This window comes from Endozoicomonas sp. SCSIO W0465, from assembly GCF_023716865.1.
In the GTDB taxonomy this organism is placed as follows: Bacteria; Pseudomonadota; Gammaproteobacteria; order Pseudomonadales; family Endozoicomonadaceae; genus Endozoicomonas.
This window is the reverse complement of sequence record NZ_CP092417.1, coordinates 2,939,297-2,956,134: the sequence shown is the minus strand read 5'-3', so window position 1 is coordinate 2,956,134 and position 16,838 is coordinate 2,939,297. Positions and strand designations below refer to the sequence as shown.

At 47.0% G+C, this 16,838-nt stretch carries 15 protein-coding genes and 1 tRNA gene; 10 read left to right on the top strand and 6 right to left on the bottom strand.

Annotated elements, in window-relative coordinates; translation table 11 throughout:
- Nucleotides 1–930: 930 nt before the first annotated feature.
- The 3 genes from MJO57_RS12965 (at nucleotide 931) to MJO57_RS12955 (ending at nucleotide 4,371) form a co-directional block, all read left to right on the top strand.
- A complete protein-coding gene (locus MJO57_RS12965; protein ID WP_252025826.1) occupies nucleotides 931–1,221 on the top strand; it encodes a hypothetical protein in 291 nt (96 codons plus the stop codon).
- A gap of 1,554 nt (nucleotides 1,222–2,775) precedes the next feature.
- Nucleotides 2,776–3,423, top strand: a complete 648-nt coding sequence (pdxH, locus tag MJO57_RS12960; RefSeq protein WP_252025824.1) for a pyridoxamine 5'-phosphate oxidase — start codon at nucleotides 2,776–2,778, stop codon at nucleotides 3,421–3,423.
- Nucleotides 3,424–3,474: 51 nt separating this feature from the next.
- Nucleotides 3,475–4,371: a DNA replication terminus site-binding protein gene (locus MJO57_RS12955; protein ID WP_252025822.1), complete on the top strand. Its 897-nt coding sequence runs from the start codon at nucleotides 3,475–3,477 to the stop codon at nucleotides 4,369–4,371.
- Between the two features lie 3 nt (nucleotides 4,372–4,374).
- On the opposite strand, the gene MJO57_RS12950 is transcribed toward MJO57_RS12955, so the two are convergent.
- The 5 genes from MJO57_RS12950 to MJO57_RS12930 form a co-directional block, all read right to left on the bottom strand.
- Entirely contained in the window at nucleotides 4,375–4,617 is a 243-nt protein-coding gene (locus MJO57_RS12950; RefSeq protein ID WP_252025820.1) for a GrxA family glutaredoxin, read from the bottom strand.
- Nucleotides 4,618–4,705: 88 nt separating this feature from the next.
- Nucleotides 4,706–6,913 carry a tRNA(Met) cytidine acetyltransferase TmcA gene (locus MJO57_RS12945; protein WP_252025818.1) on the bottom strand — a complete coding sequence of 736 codons (2,208 nt, stop codon included), beginning with the start codon at nucleotides 6,911–6,913 and terminating at the stop codon, nucleotides 4,706–4,708.
- 5 nt (nucleotides 6,914–6,918) lie between these two features.
- Nucleotides 6,919–7,563: a peptidylprolyl isomerase gene (locus MJO57_RS12940; RefSeq protein ID WP_371924834.1), complete on the bottom strand. Its 645-nt coding sequence runs from the start codon at nucleotides 7,561–7,563 to the stop codon at nucleotides 6,919–6,921.
- Nucleotides 7,564–7,723: 160 nt separating this feature from the next.
- On the bottom strand, nucleotides 7,724–8,941 hold the full coding sequence (locus MJO57_RS12935; RefSeq protein WP_252025816.1) for a hypothetical protein: 1,218 nt from the start codon (nucleotides 8,939–8,941) through the stop codon (nucleotides 7,724–7,726).
- Nucleotides 8,938–9,156, bottom strand: coding sequence for a hypothetical protein (locus tag MJO57_RS12930; RefSeq protein WP_252025814.1), 219 nt, complete (start codon nucleotides 9,154–9,156; stop codon nucleotides 8,938–8,940). The genes MJO57_RS12935 and MJO57_RS12930 overlap by 4 nt, the downstream gene beginning before the upstream one ends.
- A 243-nt stretch (nucleotides 9,157–9,399) precedes the next feature.
- On the opposite strand from MJO57_RS12930, the gene MJO57_RS12925 reads away from it, so the two are divergent.
- From MJO57_RS12925 to MJO57_RS12895, 7 genes are all read left to right on the top strand, one after another.
- Nucleotides 9,400–9,476, top strand: a tRNA-Pro gene (locus MJO57_RS12925).
- Nucleotides 9,477–9,526: 50 nt separating this feature from the next.
- Complete coding sequence (locus tag MJO57_RS12920) at nucleotides 9,527–9,817, top strand: hypothetical protein (RefSeq protein ID WP_252025812.1); 291 nt, start codon at nucleotides 9,527–9,529, stop codon at nucleotides 9,815–9,817.
- Between the two features lie 410 nt (nucleotides 9,818–10,227).
- Nucleotides 10,228–11,403 carry a hypothetical protein gene (locus tag MJO57_RS12915; RefSeq protein WP_252025810.1) on the top strand — a complete coding sequence of 392 codons (1,176 nt, stop codon included), beginning with the start codon at nucleotides 10,228–10,230 and terminating at the stop codon, nucleotides 11,401–11,403.
- A 556-nt stretch (nucleotides 11,404–11,959) separates the two neighbouring features.
- Nucleotides 11,960–12,262, top strand: coding sequence for a hypothetical protein (locus MJO57_RS12910; RefSeq protein WP_252025808.1), 303 nt, complete (start codon nucleotides 11,960–11,962; stop codon nucleotides 12,260–12,262).
- Nucleotides 12,263–12,384: 122 nt separating this feature from the next.
- The gene (locus tag MJO57_RS12905) at nucleotides 12,385–12,759 is read left to right on the top strand and encodes an IS1595 family transposase (RefSeq protein WP_305881927.1); all 375 of its coding nucleotides are present in this window, start codon (nucleotides 12,385–12,387) and stop codon (nucleotides 12,757–12,759) included.
- A 268-nt stretch (nucleotides 12,760–13,027) separates the two neighbouring features.
- Nucleotides 13,028–14,461 carry a hypothetical protein gene (locus tag MJO57_RS12900; protein WP_252019822.1) on the top strand — a complete coding sequence of 478 codons (1,434 nt, stop codon included), beginning with the start codon at nucleotides 13,028–13,030 and terminating at the stop codon, nucleotides 14,459–14,461.
- 205 nt (nucleotides 14,462–14,666) lie between these two features.
- The gene (locus tag MJO57_RS12895; RefSeq protein WP_252017304.1) at nucleotides 14,667–16,004 is read left to right on the top strand and encodes a transposase; all 1,338 of its coding nucleotides are present in this window, start codon (nucleotides 14,667–14,669) and stop codon (nucleotides 16,002–16,004) included.
- Nucleotides 16,005–16,185: 181 nt separating this feature from the next.
- Here the strand turns inward: MJO57_RS12895 and pelG are convergent, their stop codons facing one another.
- Nucleotides 16,186–16,830: an exopolysaccharide Pel transporter PelG gene (gene pelG, locus MJO57_RS12890; RefSeq protein ID WP_252025804.1), complete on the bottom strand. Its 645-nt coding sequence runs from the start codon at nucleotides 16,828–16,830 to the stop codon at nucleotides 16,186–16,188.
- Between the last annotated feature and the right edge of the window lie 8 nt (nucleotides 16,831–16,838).

Sequence of the window (16,838 nt, the reverse complement as noted above, 5' to 3'; positions counted from 1 at the left end):
CCCAGACAAACTCCTTCCGGCAACGGAATAGATTGCCTCAGTATTTGCATTGGATTCCATGCCAAACCAAAAGTCATAGTTTGATATAAAAGTGCAAAAAAAAATGGTTGACTTCCAGGCAAAACCGACAGTCGATCAATTTCATGCAAAATTGAATCAACCATGAGTTTGAAAGCTTCCATCATGTTTGCTTCTGGAAACGGAGGTATCTCAGCAATATTAACATAAGCAAGTACGTTAATTTTATAGGCCAGTCGTCCAAGAGCAACAAAGTCTTCCTGTCTTATCAACTCGGGTATCATCTGGTTATAGTGCTGTAAAAAGCTGGTTATTCGCTGTGATTCACTGATTTGCCGGACAAGGTCCTGCACATCTCTGGTTGTTGCAAGATTACGTTGTAGAGCGATAACAAAATCATTACGCATTTGTGAAACGCCCTTTAAAAAATCCAAAAACTGCGGGGTCGAATCTTCTTGCTTGAAAAAATGTTGCATCATTATCAGATTGATAATCTTCTCAAAAAATTCCGACTTCGGAATGATCATTCTTTTTGATCGATCATGGTTGGGAGCTTTTGTCGGTTCAGAGGTTGGTGTAGCGGTTGGTGTAGAGGTTGGTGTAGAGGTTGCTGCAGAGGTTCTGGTGGTATTGAACTGCTCAATCATGTCGTTCACTCCCTCGTTCAGGATGTGCTCATACTGTTGAGCAACTTGAGGGAAAGTACCGTTAATCGTCCTGACGAAAGCAGAGATGCCGTCCAACAGCATAAACGCCTCAAAAGCCTGAACACTTGAATCAACAAATGATTTTAATTCTGACACATCCTCGGCTGGATACAGTTTTGCAAAGGCCTGCAAGTCCTTTTTCAGCATACCGGTATTAGTCGTGCTGCCTATGTCGTGCAGTATGGTGATTAATTCTTGCTTCAGCATGGCGGGGCTGGTGGCATTGGCCATCACTGCACTGGACGATGCCATAGTCGAATGGGTGGAGGTCATATCAACCGTCACACCAGATGAGTACCCGGCGACCACACTGTCCGTCAGCCATTGCGTCTGGTTCCTCAATGCCGTTGTTAGCGGTGTTAGCGGTATTGCGCTGGTTGTTGACCCTCTCAGCTCGGTGCTGGTGCTGGTGCTGGTGCTGGTGGAAAGAGACCGGGAATCCGTCATATTGGTAGAGGGCGAATCCTTTACTGAATCAGATATGCTGTCGGTGTGAGTCAGAGACTTTGTTGTGTCAGTAAAGTTAGCCCCTTGTCTTGTACTTCTTGTACTTAATGAACTGGAATTGTGCGATTGAGAACTGGTTGAATTGACAACACTCGATTCATGCATCGAGCTTGATGAACGGGTAATGGAGGACAGATTGCTTTTTGCGTCAGAAGATAGAGAATTTTTTGTTGTATTTGGGGCGTTATAGGTTTGTGGCTGAGATCGGGTCGCATTAGTCGTACTTGATTCACCCGCTGAGCCTGAAGTGCTGTCACTTTGATATAAAGGGGTGCTTATGTGATGAGATGCAGAGCCTTGTATAGTACTGAGTGTACTGCCAGCAGATGGCTGATGAGTGGATGTTATAGCGGCGTTCAAACCATGCGCTGCACTTGAGGTAATGACTGAGACTGACTGGATATTGGCCGGATTGGCAGAGGTGGGTTGCTTCACTAACACTGAATTACTGCCAGCCGCCTGGATTGAATTCAATGAATCGGTTGTTTTAATTGAATGTGAGCCCACCGATTTTGTAATGACTGAGGTCTGAGCAGGTGTTGTAACTTGATTAAAACCGGTGGTTTTAATTTTACTGTCTGGCGAGGAAAACAATGCTTCTGTTTTTTGCTTATTGTTCACTCGCCGGGAATCAAAACTGCTGATTTTATCTGCACGGTTGTCATCAAACTCCAGCTCAGGTGGAACAACTGAATTGGCATTATTCACAACTATTACATTGCCTTCAATTTTTATATTCATAACTTAACCTTCCAGCTGTTTGTTCGAAAACGACCATTAATTAGTAAATGATTTCGGAAACCGGATAACTTGAATATTATTTGTTTTTCAAAATAAATTAATTCAGCGATTGAACTGACCATTAAATTAACAGAATAATCATCAAACATTGAAAAAAATCTCCAGTTAACCGTACGACCATTAAATAAACACTGAATCCTTAGTTATTCAATTAATTGCCGACAGTCAGTTATAGCAGAATCATCAAGAATTACCTTAAAGTCCGCTGCTTCGATCAGATAGCTAAAGATAGTAAGCGAACTTTCGAACTATCGATAGAAGGCAAGAGAAAACCCAGATTGTGTCGTTTTTTTGAACTCATAACAGCTGCCAGAATTTTAATGGAATTCTAAGGCATTAACGAGTTGGTCAGATCCTGCTAACCAATCATCATAAGGACGATAGCAACAACCCAGCGGACCTTAAAAACTGGCAGAAATTGTTCAATAAGCAAATGAAGAAAAATGCACCATCATAATGTTGGGCTGCTACATCATATGGATCCATCAATACTTCCAGGGTAGCAGTCCAGCAATTAACCTGGAGCCATCTCATCGAAAGGGATCGATCGGTTAAATCACCGGACATATGCCGTGTAAAGAAGCTGGGTAAGGAAGCTGGTATGGGTTATCTCACCAGTTCTGGTTTTTCCAACGCAACCTGATCAGGAAATTCTTGACGGTGATATTATAAGTGGCTGAACACTGTAAAGAATGCAGTGACGCAGTTAAAATAAGAAATTATTTGCTAGTACAGAACCGTCATGGATATCAGCTATTTAAGAGAAGAGTATACTCAGGCAGGGCTCAGCCGGGACAACCTGAGAGCAAGTCCATTTGACCAGTTTGAGCTCTGGTTTGAGCAGGCCCAGCATGCTCAGCTTGCCGAACCCAATGCGATGAGTCTTGCTACTGTTTCGTCATCGGGTGTTCCAGCCCTGAGGACGGTACTCCTCAAGTATTTCGACCCGTCTGGCTTTGTCTTTTTCACCAATTACAGCAGTAATAAAGCCAGAGACATTACCAGCAATCCCCACGTTGCCATTATGTTTCCCTGGGTTGCCCTTGAACGACAGGTCGTCATCCAGGGTAAGGCAGAAAAAATTTCAACGTCTGAATCACTGCGGTACTTTATCAGCCGCCCTCATGGCAGCCAGCTCGGTGCCTGGGTATCACAGCAAAGCTCTGTCATTACCGGCCGCAAGGTTCTGGAATTAAAACTCGAAGAGATGAAACGCAAATTCAAGGAAGGAAAAGTGCCTCTGCCCGATTTCTGGGGCGGCTATCGCGTAGTGCCAAAGAGCATTGAATTCTGGCAAGGCCGCCCAAACCGCCTGCACGATCGCTTTCAATACACCCGGTTGTCGGCAGATAAGGACAGTGATTGGCAAATCGACCGCCTTTCTCCCTGAACTCCCTGAACTCCCTGAAAACCCGTCAGATGACTTTTTTATGAGCACGTTATGAGTAAAGAAACCGCTGCACGAATCGCCGTAAGGGATGCTCTTATTCAGCTGGTAGAACTGAATCGCACCTTTCGGGAAGCCATTGAATCTGACCATGGCTTACCCATCTGGATCATGGAAACGGAATCCGAATCTGAAAACCAACGCGCTGTAGCAGCGGGTATTACCACTCGACTGACCTATATCGAAGAGCAGAACAAGCAGGAAACTGCCCGTTTAACCGGATTAGTAGGCGTTTCTGAGCACACCTTACAACTCGGTGAAGCACTGAACCTCTGTCGTGATCAGTTTAAAAACGCAATAGCCAATTTTCGCAAGCTATTTGGTGACAGCATAGAGGCAATTGAACAGGCGTCTGATGATTTGCGGGATGGTTTACTGGGGGGACTTCAGATCAAGCATCTGCATTTCGTGCAATGTTACCGACAGCTCAAGCTCTTTCCAGAGCCTCCCAGGCGGGTTGGTTTCAGCTGGGCGGCAAGTCACAGCGGCACGGTCAGGCTGACCGCCGAAGATGCGATTGACCATTTCAGGAAGAAATACATGGCCTCCGTCGCTGTTAATGAAGATATTTGCCTGCTGGAGAAAATGCCGGCCGAAGAAGTGGTGGTAATCAAGCGTATACTGGCTCCTCACCTGAGGGCCAATATCACCTGGCCAAAGGATATTCAGGCGCTCAGGCAGACTGACCCGGCACTGAAAAAACAGTATCCCGCCCAGATCAACTCGCCACTGCCGCTGTTTATTCAACTAAAGCGCGGGGAGCCGTTACCGGAGTTTAACCGGATACGTCCCTATGACCCATCTGCCAGACAGGAAAGGCTGCAGCGCAGCGATGCCCGTCTGGTTAAAATTAACGACAATCCCCATTCAAGGATCTACCGTTATGCATGACGCTCAGGCCTCTTTTTCCTTGAGATAAGCTTCCAGATCCGTACAACCGCCAACGTAGTGCTGACCATGAAAAATCTGGGGAACCGTCTGAACTTCCTTACCAACAGTCTTGGACAGGTCAGCCTTACTGATCCCCTCTTCGTAGATATCAACGTATTTGAAAGGCAAGCCTTTCATCTCCAGCAGCTGTTTGGCACGTACACAGAATCCACAGCCAGGACGGCCAAACACAGTAAACCGATCCATTATTCATGCTCCATCAGGTTCACGGAAAAACACCCAAATGGTTCAGATCAACATCGGCCAAATGGGTATTAATGTAGACACTATAATACTAACAGCCTGACAAGTGCAGCCTGCTTTTGACAGCAATCAGCTCTCTCAGACGTTGCCGGGCCTGCTTTTCTCCTGAAACATTACAGGCAGCGGCCACTTGATGCCAGGAGTGATTTTGAATCACACGACTGACAAGAAGCCTTACATCCGCAGTATTTATATCACCAACCCCAAGTATTCGAAAGGTCACTCTTTTGATGACATCAACGCAATTTTCGTACTGTCTCCTCCCCTCAGTGAAAGAAACCAGTTCGCGCTGATCATCACAAGATAACGCATAATAATCACTGGCCCGAATTATTGGCGCCATGATGGCAAGAAGTGTGGCAACCACCTCAACATCCAGGTCTCTGAGTTCATCCATCAATAGCCATTGAAGCTGAAATAAGCATTTCTTATGAGCCTTATGAATCAGATGTTGCGCAGGGAGTGATAACGGTTTGAGCATCATGGCAGCATGGGTGCCACTGGCAGCGTCTCTGGACAAACCAACCCGCACAGGCACATAGGAGGAATCGTCCCAGAACTGCAGAAGGTCATCAGTAGCACCAAACACAGTGCCCAGGTAGTCAATATTTTTAACGGCGGCATCCTGTTGGAGTTTATCCAGCACCGCTCTACCCAACCCTTTTCTCTGACAATCCGGATGCACAGCGATTCTGATGATCCGGAGTCCTTTCAGGAAGATAGCTTCCGGTAAGCCCAGGTGATTACTCAGTGATTGCGGCAGCAAATGACCCCGGACCCGGCGCCTGCCCATCCAGATATCATCAATCAGTGCAGACTCAATCTCCCCTTCCCTGGCAGCCAGAAGCACGGCAACTAACCGTTTCTGTCGAGCAAAAAGACCGTAGATTTCCATATTCCCACCATCCAGCAGGTGACGAAGATCAAATGGTCGTGTCTGGTAATGAGCCAGTACCAGCAGACCAAACATCTGAGCTAACAGGTCCTCATTCGAAACCAGTTCTTCAGATGAAATCTGCCGGAAAATACACTGCTCCGGACTGATATTTTCGGGCTGATCAATAACAGCTGGCACGGCATTGAGCAGCAACGCCCTGAATACAAAGCGCTCCAGTGGATCTTCCGGCTGCCAGCGAACCGGCTCTATCATTCTCAGCTCATGCCACTGAGGTGTTTTGCTATCAAGCACCTTTGTGAAGCGTATGGCAAAGCCCCGTCCGGTTCCTTCATAGCCATGGATAGTGGTGGCATAGACAATTCGGCTGTAGTGAGTCAGCATTTTTTCAAGTACGGGGGTTGGAATGGCTGCCGCCTCATCAACCAGCAACAACTGCGTTGCAGGCAGTGTCTGTACCAGATCATCCGGAGCAATAAAATGAAGTCTGTTTAAAAGTGCTGCATGACACTCACCCAGCACTTTACCGGCATGTTGAAAGAACACATCTGCTGTGTTTCTTGAAGGTGCAGTTATGGTTATCTGATCAGCACCTTCCAGCAACAGCTGTGCTGCGGCAATACCGAGGGATGCACTTTTGCCCCGCCCTCGATCAGCCGTCAGAACCAGCGGACGGCGACGGTGCCCACGAAACACTTTGTGAATGGCCTGAACCGCACGCATCTGTGATCGGGTTTTACAGGGAGCGGTTACCATCTCGCCCTGTTCGGCAAGTGTGTCTTTCTCAGGATGACTATTAACCCATTGAATCCGTAATTCCCCACTCTCAGTGATGAGAGAGAGCAGATCAGAGGTTTTAATTATTTGAGACAAACGCTGCAAATATCGTCCGGAGACATCCTCAAATTGTTGCGGGTAAACCTGCATTCGGTGATGTTCAGGATCATGGAAATACTGCCATTGATCCAGCGCCGGTGTTAACAGCACCATAAGACCACCGGCACATAACGTGCCACTGATGGCGCCAAACGCATCCACATCAAAGCCTGCATACGCATTAAAGATGATGTTCTGATGCTCTGCGCCCAACCGGGACAGACATTTTTTTGCAGCAATGGCTTCTATATAAGAATTTACAAGATCAGAAACAGTAAGCCCGGGGAAATCTTCTCCAATCAGCAGCACAGACTCCCCTGTCAGGGCATGTACCATTTCAACCACTTGAGTCTCACACCAGTCAGCACTGCCTGCACATACCAGCAAACGCCGATGACCAGACAGCCTGGCGGCTGATTTTAGTGATCGAACCAGTTCACCAGTGGAAGAAATGGTCTGTTGACTCATGGCTATCAGGAAGCCACAGGTTCAGTTTTAGCAGACGACTCACCCTCTTTCACTACATACGCTTTATTGATAATCACCGAGTCAACCGGTACATCACCGTGTGGGCCGCGATAACCCGTCTTCACTCCGGCAATAGTGTCTACCACCTCCATTCCTTTAACAACATGGCCAAAAACCGCATAGCCTGCCTTATAAGGCTTGCCATTGAGGAATTCATTGTCTTTGAGGTTGATGAAAAACTGGGAAGTGGCACTGTCAACGATTTGGGTTCTGGCCATGGCAATGGAGCCACGACGGTTTTCCAGACGTTGATTCAGCAGCGACTCGTTTTTAATGGGAGCACGGGTTGCCCGCTGGCTCATATCTGCGGTAAAGCCACCGCCCTGGATCATGAAGTTATTAATCACCCGGTGGAATACCAGACCATTGTAGAAACCACTTTCAACATATTCGATAAAGTTATTGACGGTGACAGGAGCCTCTTCGGGCGTCAGCATCAAAACAATATCCCCTTTATTCGTTTCCAAAACCACCTTCAATGCATCCATCTTCTTATTGGCAGCTTCGGGTGACTCTGTCGCAGCACCATACGCCAGAGTCGTCAAAAAAAGAGTGGTGCCTACAAACAGCCAGTTTCGCATCCGACGCATTTCTTCTCTCCAAAGCAGAAAAAGTTAAAACCACTTTATGCTATACAAACGGATAGACAGTAAATGTTCTGTAGCAAGAAAAAAAGCCCATTTAGCATCTAACCGTTTTCGTCAGAGAAATCAGCAAAAGCAATGGGTGAAAGTCTCATATTGATGAGTACTAACGTTCAAGATCACCCTTCCCTGATGAAAATGGAATCACATTATCACTGACCATATTTACCTTGGCCCGGTACGTTACCGACAGCAGCATCCAGCCACAGTCGAACCAACCACTTTGAATTAGTGACCTGAGTGTCAGAATGCCTTGCCCCCCGGGACACCGCCAACGCATTCCCGAACACTTCATTCGCTGTGTAACCAGCGTTTTACAGGACGCCTCAATGACCCCTGAGCCTATGGGCAGGTTGCGCGACAGGTGTTCTGCATAATTCATCCGTAACCGGTTTTTTCTGAAGTACTTTAACTCTGTCTTTAATTTCGATCGGCGGGGATGCTTGCTATGCTGGTAAGCCAGTGCCTTGATTATTTTTTCAACCCCACCCGGCTCCTCCTTCAGGATATGTCGGTAGGTGCTGAATTTCTCTTTGGACTTCGCGCTATTTTCACCGTAAGCCAGGTCAAATGCCTTCTTCAGGTGTTCTGCCGCATGGTAATAATCAACAATTTCTTCTCCCTCCGGTAGCTCTTTGGTGAAGTATGTCCAATTGTCCCGGGCTCCATCTGCCACTTTGACCAGAGTCAGATTTGGCTTTTGCTGAAGCACCTTATCCAGAAGGTTTGAAAGGGATTTTTTCAATGTCGCTTTCTTGCTTTCAGGCATTCGTCCCATCCTGATCGTAGAGAGGCGATCTCCCTGGTCATCGTAAAACGACAGTGTTCCACAACTGGCCTCCTGACAACCTGCTGGCCCTCGGGTACGTTTGCCATCAGCAACACTCTTTTCACGTTTCTCCTGACGCTTGCCGTCTTTCATTGGTAGCATCACACCGTCAAGGGAAGCAGCTACCGTCACCGCGTCAGGCGGTACTGTGAGATTCTCCGCGAGAAGGGTCTCGAAAGGGTCAAGGTGCTGCTCCCATTGTTCGTTGAGTTTTTTGGGAAGACGTGCCAGAGAGCTGGTTGAGGGTGACATATTCCCCATTAGATCGAGTAAGCTTTTTACGTCCGCGGGCGGCAACTGGGCAACCATCCATGCTGCTTGCTTCGCAGCCTTTGGTAACCAGTAGCCTTCTACAACGCCAGCCTTGAGCTCTAAAGGGACAATGCACTTATCCCCGGCATTGCGGTAGAGGCTGCGCAATACCCGGACAGGTCCTGCTGCTGACTGGTAGGTTTGATAGCTGCGTAATGCCTGGTGATACACGACCCCATTCACTTCGATAGAGCTTTATTGATGTCTAATTTTTGCAGTTCTTCTGCCAGTATTTCTCGCTCCGCCTGAATAAAGAGGGAGTGAATCTCGTTTTCATGATCCTCAAAATGCTGGATTGGATTATTGGACTGACGAAGGAGGGTCAGTTTTTGCTGCAGTTGGTCAATAGCAGGACAGGAATCATTGGCGACTTTGGTTAGTGGCTGACATACTTCCATCGGAGCGGCCTCTCACAGTTGACTCTTTGTTTGCTGTTAGAATCATAGCTGTGTTTGGCTGCTCTCCATTCAGTTTGAAAAATTTGGTGTTACGTCTGTTTGCTGTAGCTCAAGGCCTGTGGGTGTGATCAATATGAGACTTTCACCCAAAGCAATGCGCGAGTGCTTGCAAATAGAGTGAGTTAAGGTAATATACACATCGCCTGAAGGGACAAAAATCGCCTTTTTATCCTTTCTATGCGTCGGAGCGTAGCGCAGCCTGGTAGCGCACCACAATGGGGTTGTGGGGGTCGGAGGTTCAAATCCTCTCGCTCCGACCAAATAGTATTTCTGCAAAACCTACCCATAATCCTAAAAGGCTCTTTTCGTATTGCAGACTGCTGATTTCATAAATCAGGCTGGAATCCTCCTGTGGCAGGGCTTGGCAATATTTAGCCAGCAGTTTCCTGAAGGCATTGTATATCAAGGCCTTTGGCCAATTTTCATTGCAGAGCAGTCTGTAACCCGAAAAGAGCCTCCTAAAAATGTCCGTTTGGACATTTTGTGCTTTAAACACTTCTCCTTTTTCTTGTCTTCACCCGATTTATGGCCATTTTTTACTGAAACGTTTGCGCATATAGTGTATCGCCGTACAGGTGGCCGCCCCCCCTTTGTCGAGTGATTAGCGAGGCAGTTGCAGGGGTTATAAACCGGGTTCTTGATCACAGGAACGCCCTCACCACTTTTCAGGTGGACCCTGAAAACACTCACAGACTGGTGTTACAAAACAGTCGCTACAGTTTCATTCGTGAGACTCTTCGACTGGCCTCAGGACGAACGTAGTTTTGATATTCAGAAATGTGGATATTATTTCAGGACAGCTCCTTAACGTCGTCGTTCGTAATCGCTATAGCAAGCCCTTATGCGTGGTTGACATAAATAAATGAAGAATGAATTTCGAAAGGGGGGGGGGAACTTTTATAAAAAGGTGTGGTCCTAGCTATAATTCAATTATTCAATAATTCAATGGCCGTCCCATATTTTAACTCACAATCTCTGTATCCTGATGTTCATAAGGCGTATGAACCTCCCATGTCAAGCAGTGGTTCAGTTTTGAATGGCTGTCCGCAGCACAATAGCGTAGTATTCGGGCTGGAAGTTCAACAAACTACACCAAACAATTATTTAAACATCTTGAATACATATAGTGAAAGTAGCGAAAGCTTCCATAACCCATTCAGCGATTACCGTTTTCCAAAAGCACTGGTGAGGGTTATTTATCCTCAAGAACATGAGCAAAGTGAGCCGTTAGGCCTATCAGATAGAACCAAGGCGCAACAACAAAGCGACGAAAATACTCTTTATACCAGTCAATCAGGATTAATAATCGATCACGTTTGGGATATGGCCCTTGAAGCTGACTCGCAGTCACACTCTGTTAATATTAATCACCCTCCACTTGATTCAACATTAAAAGACACTGCTGGAAATATTTTTTCAGGTATGGGGCAATCAACCCCGAAAATCTCATCAGTTATTGATAACAACCTTCATCAACTTGTACCTATTCCTGATCAAAATCGAATTGCAACATTTTCCAGGCCTGAAGCACCGATTGCAATGATTATTCCACAACTCCATAGTGAACAGCTTCAACAAAATACATCTTCTAAAAATGAGTTTGATTTTAATTTTTCTGCTTCCGTTTCTGGTGAATTTCTAACTATCTCTCTTGATAAGGCCTCCCAAAAGGCTTACCTTGAACCTGAGAAAGGGAAGGCTTACGAACAGTCCGAGAAGCGTAAGGCTTACCAAAAGGCTTACCAAAAGGCTTACCGTGAATCCGAGAAAGGGAAGGCTACCCGGAAGGCTTACCTTGAATCCGATAAAGGGAAGGCTACCCGGGAGGCTTACCGTAAATCCGAGAAAGGGAAGACTTCCCAGAAGGCTTACCAAAAAGCTTACCGTAAATCCGAGAAAGGGAAGACTTCCCGGAAGGCTTACGAACAGTCCGAGAAACGTAAGGCTTACCAAAAGGCTTACCAAAAGGCTTACCGTGAATCCAAGAAAGGGAAGGATTACCAGAAGGCTTACCAAAAGGCTTACTATAAAATTCTCAAGAATACCGGTGACAAAGAACAAGCCAAAATTGCTGGTAAGCAAGCTAGCACTTTTATAAGAGGATCGGATGAAGCCAGGAATAGCGAGCTTAAATCAATATCCATTTATCCTCTCCCTTCTCCGCCTCTCTGGTTGACTGGAAAGTAAATAATCGAAGGTAACTATTGGTGCCGCTTTTATGGAGCAGACTGCCTGCGGTAATGCGAATAAACTGGGTCGTTAAACCATTTGGTGTCGTGAGCTTATAGACCTCGCCAATTTCAGGGACCGATCATTCCTCCCGCTGATAGCCGACAATGGTTCGCTGCCCTTCCAACTGATCGCCCAACAGTTCCTATGATGCCCGGATACCCGGAACCACATAGCTCTCGATCCGGTCTCTGGCATCGAGGCGCTCATCGGTCTGGCTGTCGGTATTGAATAAAAGTACCGAGATATACTGATCATTGGGATGCTCGATCAGGATCCAATGGCTACCAAGATAAATATCATTGTGGCTCTTTTCGAATTCCGAACTGCTGAACTATCCTTGGTGGATATAATTAGCCATCGCCAGCATTGACCATGAATATAGGCCGAATCTCAGATCTCATCAGTAATGACACCTGCTTTGAGATGATCCCGTGAGAACCGCTGGCCAGATGGCACTGTTCTCTGTCCGCACTGTGATTCTGAGAATGTCAAAAAGAATGGACACGACAATGTGCAGGTAGAGTGCCAGCACTATTACTGTAAGTCCTGTAAGCGCTACTTCGATGACCTGACAAATACGGTTTTCGCAGGACACCACCGACCACTCAAAGTCTGGATTGCCTGTCTCTATTTAATGGGGCTGAACGTCTCCAACAGCCAGATAGCTCAGGAACTTGATCTGTGTGTCAGTGATGCACACCATATGACCACAGTCTTACGAAATGGTGTTGTTGACCGAAAGCCTGAAGTGATTCTTGATGGCGAGTTGAATTCGACGAGTCTACATTGTAGCTGGTCACAAGGGACACCCTGAAGCATTAAAAAAAATCTGGATCGTCCACCGAGAAAAAAGAAGGCTTAAAGGCGCTCCGGGCCGTGGGACTCTTGAAAAAGACAAACCGCCGGTATTGGGAATGATTCAAAGGGGGTCAGGTCATTATCAACATGCTGTCGAACGTTAAGAAGGCGACAATCGAACCATTTATCAAGAAACACGTAGCCCCACAGAGCCAGATTTATACCGATGAATACAACATCTATGATGACCTTGAAAGCTGGGGCTTCAGACATAAAACGGTCTGTCACGGCAAAGGTGAGTATGCTCGTGATGATGACAAAGACGGTATTTACGAGGTGCATGTTAATACTATGGAGGGGTTTTGGTCACTTCTACGCTCGTGGCTAAGGCCTCACAGGGGAATATCCCAAGAGGCTTTACCCCTTTACCTTGGCTTTTTTGAGTTTTTGCATAATATTGGCCGAAGAGGCAAAAGTCTTCTTCAGCCCTTAGTCAACTTGCTGGTTACATAGCAGTCTGGAATTGGAAAAGAGCCTCGTTTTTTTTGCCCTCATTTTTAATGCAGCAGTCATCACAGCGGCAGGTTCCCGAATAAAAGAGACCAGTGCCATCAATAGGAAGCAGATAACAATGGGTGAAAGTCTCATATTGATCACACCCACAGGCCTTGAGCTACAGCAAACAGACGTAACACCAAATTTTTCAAACTGAATGGAGAGCAGCCAAACACAGCTATGATTCTAACAGCAAACAAAGAGTCAACTGTGAGAGGCCGCTCCGATGGAAGTATGTCAGCCACTAACCAAAGTCGCCAATGATTCCTGTCCTGCTATTGACCAACTGCAGCAAAAACTGACCCTACTTCGTCAGTCCAATAATCCAATCCAGCATTTTGAGGATCATGAAAACGAGATTCACTCCCTCTTTATTCAGGCGGAGCGAGAAATACTGGCAGAAGAACTGCAAAAATTAGACATCAATAAAGCTTCTATCGAAGTGAATGGGGTCGTGTATCACCAGGCATTACGCAGCTATCAAACCTACCAGTCAGCAGCAGGACCTGTCCGGGTATTGCGCAGCCTCTACCGCAATGCCGGGGATAAGTGCATTGTCCCTTTAGAGCTCAAGGCTGGCGTTGTAGAAGGCTACTGGTTACCAAAGGCTGCGAAGCAAGCAGCATGGATGGTTGCCCAGTTGCCGCCCGCGGACGTAAAAAGCTTACTCGATCTAATGGGGAATATGTCACCCTCAACCAGCTCTCTGGCACGTCTTCCCAAAAAACTCAACGAACAATGGGAGCAGCACCTTGACCCTTTCGAGACCCTTCTCGCGGAGAATCTCACAGTACCGCCTGACGCGGTGACGGTAGCTGCTTCCCTTGACGGTGTGATGCTACCAATGAAAGACGGCAAGCGTCAGGAGAAACGTGAAAAGAGTGTTGCTGATGGCAAACGTACCCGAGGGCCAGCAGGTTGTCAGGAGGCCAGTTGTGGAACACTGTCGTTTTACGATGACCAGGGAGATCGCCTCTCTACGATCAGGATGGGACGAATGCCTGAAAGCAAGAAAGCGACATTGAAAAAATCCCTTTCAAACCTTCTGGATAAGGTGCTTCAGCAAAAGCCAAATCTGACTCTGGTCAAAGTGGCAGATGGAGCCCGGGACAATTGGACATACTTCACCAAAGAGCTACCGGAGGGAGAAGAAATTGTTGATTATTACCATGCGGCAGAACACCTGAAGAAGGCATTTGACCTGGCTTACGGTGAAAATAGCGCGAAGTCCAAAGAGAAATTCAGCACCTACCGACATATCCTGAAGGAGGAGCCGGGTGGGGTTGAAAAAATAATCAAGGCACTGGCTTACCAGCATAGCAAGCATCCCCGCCGATCGAAATTAAAGACAGAGTTAAAGTACTTCAGAAAAAACCGGTTACGGATGAATTATGCAGAACACCTGTCGCGCAACCTGCCCATAGGCTCAGGGGTCATTGAGGCGTCCTGTAAAACGCTGGTTACACAGCGAATGAAGTGTTCGGGAATGCGTTGGCGGTGTCCCGGGGGGCAAGGCATTCTGACACTCAGGTCACTAATTCAAAGTGGTTGGTTCGACTGTGGCTGGATGCTGCTGTCGGTAACGTACCGGGCCAAGGTAAATATGGTCAGTGATAATGTGATTCCATTTTCATCAGGGAAGGGTGATCTTGAACGTTAGTACTCATCAATATGAGACTTTCACCCTTTCAATTATTCAGAGAGAACACCCTCTTGCCGCCGCTTGGCAGGGGCGTTTGTCTGAATAGAGTAATGCTTACTCAGTAAGGGTGTATTTTCTGTGAAGTCTCGATATTGAACTCGACTTTAGAGTTTTAAGAGCACAATAGTTCCGGCGCATAATCTGCTAAAAGCAACCATCCCCAATGACGAAATTCGAGATGGTTGCCATGCTCACTTCAGATCATCAAGTAATCCTCAGGGAGCTCGCTTCATATACAACCTTTCTTGCTGGAGCGCTATCATCAACTGCAGTACCAACGTTCTGCGAACTGCTGTTCGGTTGCATGCTTTCAGCCGACGGCTTTGTTACACAGGCGTTGTTAACAATTGATTTTCATTGTGTGTGGAGCAGCTACCACCACTGGCTATCTCAGGGCAAGTGGCAATGGAAGAACTTGGCACGCCACTTGATCCGTCTGGTCTGCTCCAAAGCTCCTGAGAATCAACCTGTGGTCCTGGGGCTTGATGACTGGGTAATCGAACGGTTTTCCGACAAAGCCCCTGCTTGTCGTACACATCATCAACACAGCAAGAAACGCAATCGGCCGACGTACATCTGGGGGCAGTGTTGGGTTTCCCTGGCCATCATATTTGAGCGGGCTGCAGATGAAGTATTTACCGCCATACCGGTGATCTCATTTCCGACACCAGCTTCAGGTAACACCAGCAAACTGAAAATTGCCGTGGCCATGCTCAGGGTGGTACGCAATGAAGTGAAGGATCGAGTGCTACGCCTGCTAACCGATTGCTGGTATATGAACTGGACACTGATAAAGCCAGCTCTGGAAATGAACATAGAAGTTGTTGGTCAGATACCTTCAAATCGGGCCCTCTATGCTTTGCCGCCAGCACCCACCGTAAAGAAGCGAGGGCGCCCAAAAAAGTACGGCATCAAGATGACGACAGAACAGGTTAAGAAACTGCCGGAAGAAAAAGCAACAGTATGGATGTACGGCAAATTTCGCAAAATACGTTATCGTACCCTGATCTGTCGCGCCAGATTCCTTAAAGGTCGTGAAGTACGCGTCGTCTGGAGTCGCTTTGAAAATGACAAAGGTCTGACCGAAAGCAGAATATTCATCTCGACCAATCCGGAACTTGAGGGACTGGAGGTGCTTCGTGCCTATTCCCGGAGATGGCCGGTAGAGCCAATGTTTCACCAACTCAAACATGCTTTTGGCTGTTGCCATTTATGGCAGCAGAAATTGCGAACACTGCTTCGATGGATGCATTTGAAAATGGCAGGCTATGCATTATTGCAGTTATTAACCGTTTGTAAAAATCAGGCATGTCTGAATATTTCTCGGATACCCTGGAGAAGCCCGGATACAACCACTGCAGGCATGATGAAAATTGCTCTTTCAGGAATTATTCCGAGGTTCTCTATTCGCAAGGGCTGGAACAGATATAAGCAAAAATATGAGTTCAATTTTCGCGATCTGATCGACCAGTTAATACCGGATAATTCAGAAGCAGCATAACTAAAGGCTTTTAGGCAAAAAACGGAAGTAATAACGAACTTGGAAAAACAGTTCACTGATTTCGGCTTGCTTCACTATAAAAAGCTGACCGAATTATCGTTTTATACAGACTCTAAAGTCGAGGATATTGAAGTTTGAGCAGTTTTGTTCATATCATCTCTGACTCACTACCCAACCCCTGTCACGCCCGTTGCATGAACGTTTCAAATTGAAGATGAATCAGAATCTGGTTTAACCGGGCTAATCCAATCAACGTCGTGATGGCTGTCGAAAACAACAGGCCATAGCCGTAGGTGGAGGGGTCCAGCCAGATCGTTATCTGCGTACCGACAATATTGGTAACCAGAAACACTATCGCAAGGTTGAGCGCATCCCGACGTTTATCCAGGTAAAAGAACACGCTCATAATGGCCATCAATACCACCTGCAGACCGACGCTGATCATGTTCACCTCCAGCAGCGCCTGGTAGTGGGGTGAGATGCCCAGAAACACCAGAATGTCCTGGCTCCAGAGAAACAAAACCACAATAGCCACGCTCTGGACCTTGACGATGGCGTACAGCCCCCGGGCAACAGCGGCAATCATTTCCCGTTTGTATTGGTAAAGCGTGTCCAATGGCTGATGGCCAAGAATCGCGCCGAAGTAGTCGTGGTAACTCCTGGCAAAGTCGGTCTCGAACCGGATAAAAAAGACCGCCATGCCCGGAATCATGGTCAGATAGGCCAGAAACATCGGCAAATCGTAGATCACCGATGAGCGCAACAGACCGGCCACGGCGGATGACGTCTGTGGTGTCAGCCAGAAGATGATTTTATCCGCCCACAACGCCCTGT

What these genes read in the sequence shown, in the direction of transcription:
- MJO57_RS12965 (WP_252025826.1), top strand. Translation starts at nt 931, where the DNA reads ATGGCGGGGCTGGTGGCATTGGCCATCACTGCACTGGACGATGCCATA.
- pdxH (WP_252025824.1), top strand. Translation starts at nt 2,776, where the DNA reads ATGGATATCAGCTATTTAAGAGAAGAGTATACTCAGGCAGGGCTCAGC.
- MJO57_RS12955 (WP_252025822.1), top strand. Translation starts at nt 3,475, where the DNA reads ATGAGTAAAGAAACCGCTGCACGAATCGCCGTAAGGGATGCTCTTATT.
- MJO57_RS12950 (WP_252025820.1), bottom strand. Translation starts at nt 4,617, where the DNA reads ATGGATCGGTTTACTGTGTTTGGCCGTCCTGGCTGTGGATTCTGTGTA.
- MJO57_RS12945 (WP_252025818.1), bottom strand. Translation starts at nt 6,913, where the DNA reads ATGAGTCAACAGACCATTTCTTCCACTGGTGAACTGGTTCGATCACTA.
- MJO57_RS12940 (WP_371924834.1), bottom strand. Translation starts at nt 7,563, where the DNA reads ATGCGTCGGATGCGAAACTGGCTGTTTGTAGGCACCACTCTTTTTTTG.
- MJO57_RS12930 (WP_252025814.1), bottom strand. Translation starts at nt 9,156, where the DNA reads ATGGAAGTATGTCAGCCACTAACCAAAGTCGCCAATGATTCCTGTCCT.
- MJO57_RS12915 (WP_252025810.1), top strand. Translation starts at nt 10,228, where the DNA reads ATGTCAAGCAGTGGTTCAGTTTTGAATGGCTGTCCGCAGCACAATAGC.
- MJO57_RS12900 (WP_252019822.1), top strand. Translation starts at nt 13,028, where the DNA reads ATGGAAGTATGTCAGCCACTAACCAAAGTCGCCAATGATTCCTGTCCT.
- MJO57_RS12895 (WP_252017304.1), top strand. Translation starts at nt 14,667, where the DNA reads ATGACGAAATTCGAGATGGTTGCCATGCTCACTTCAGATCATCAAGTA.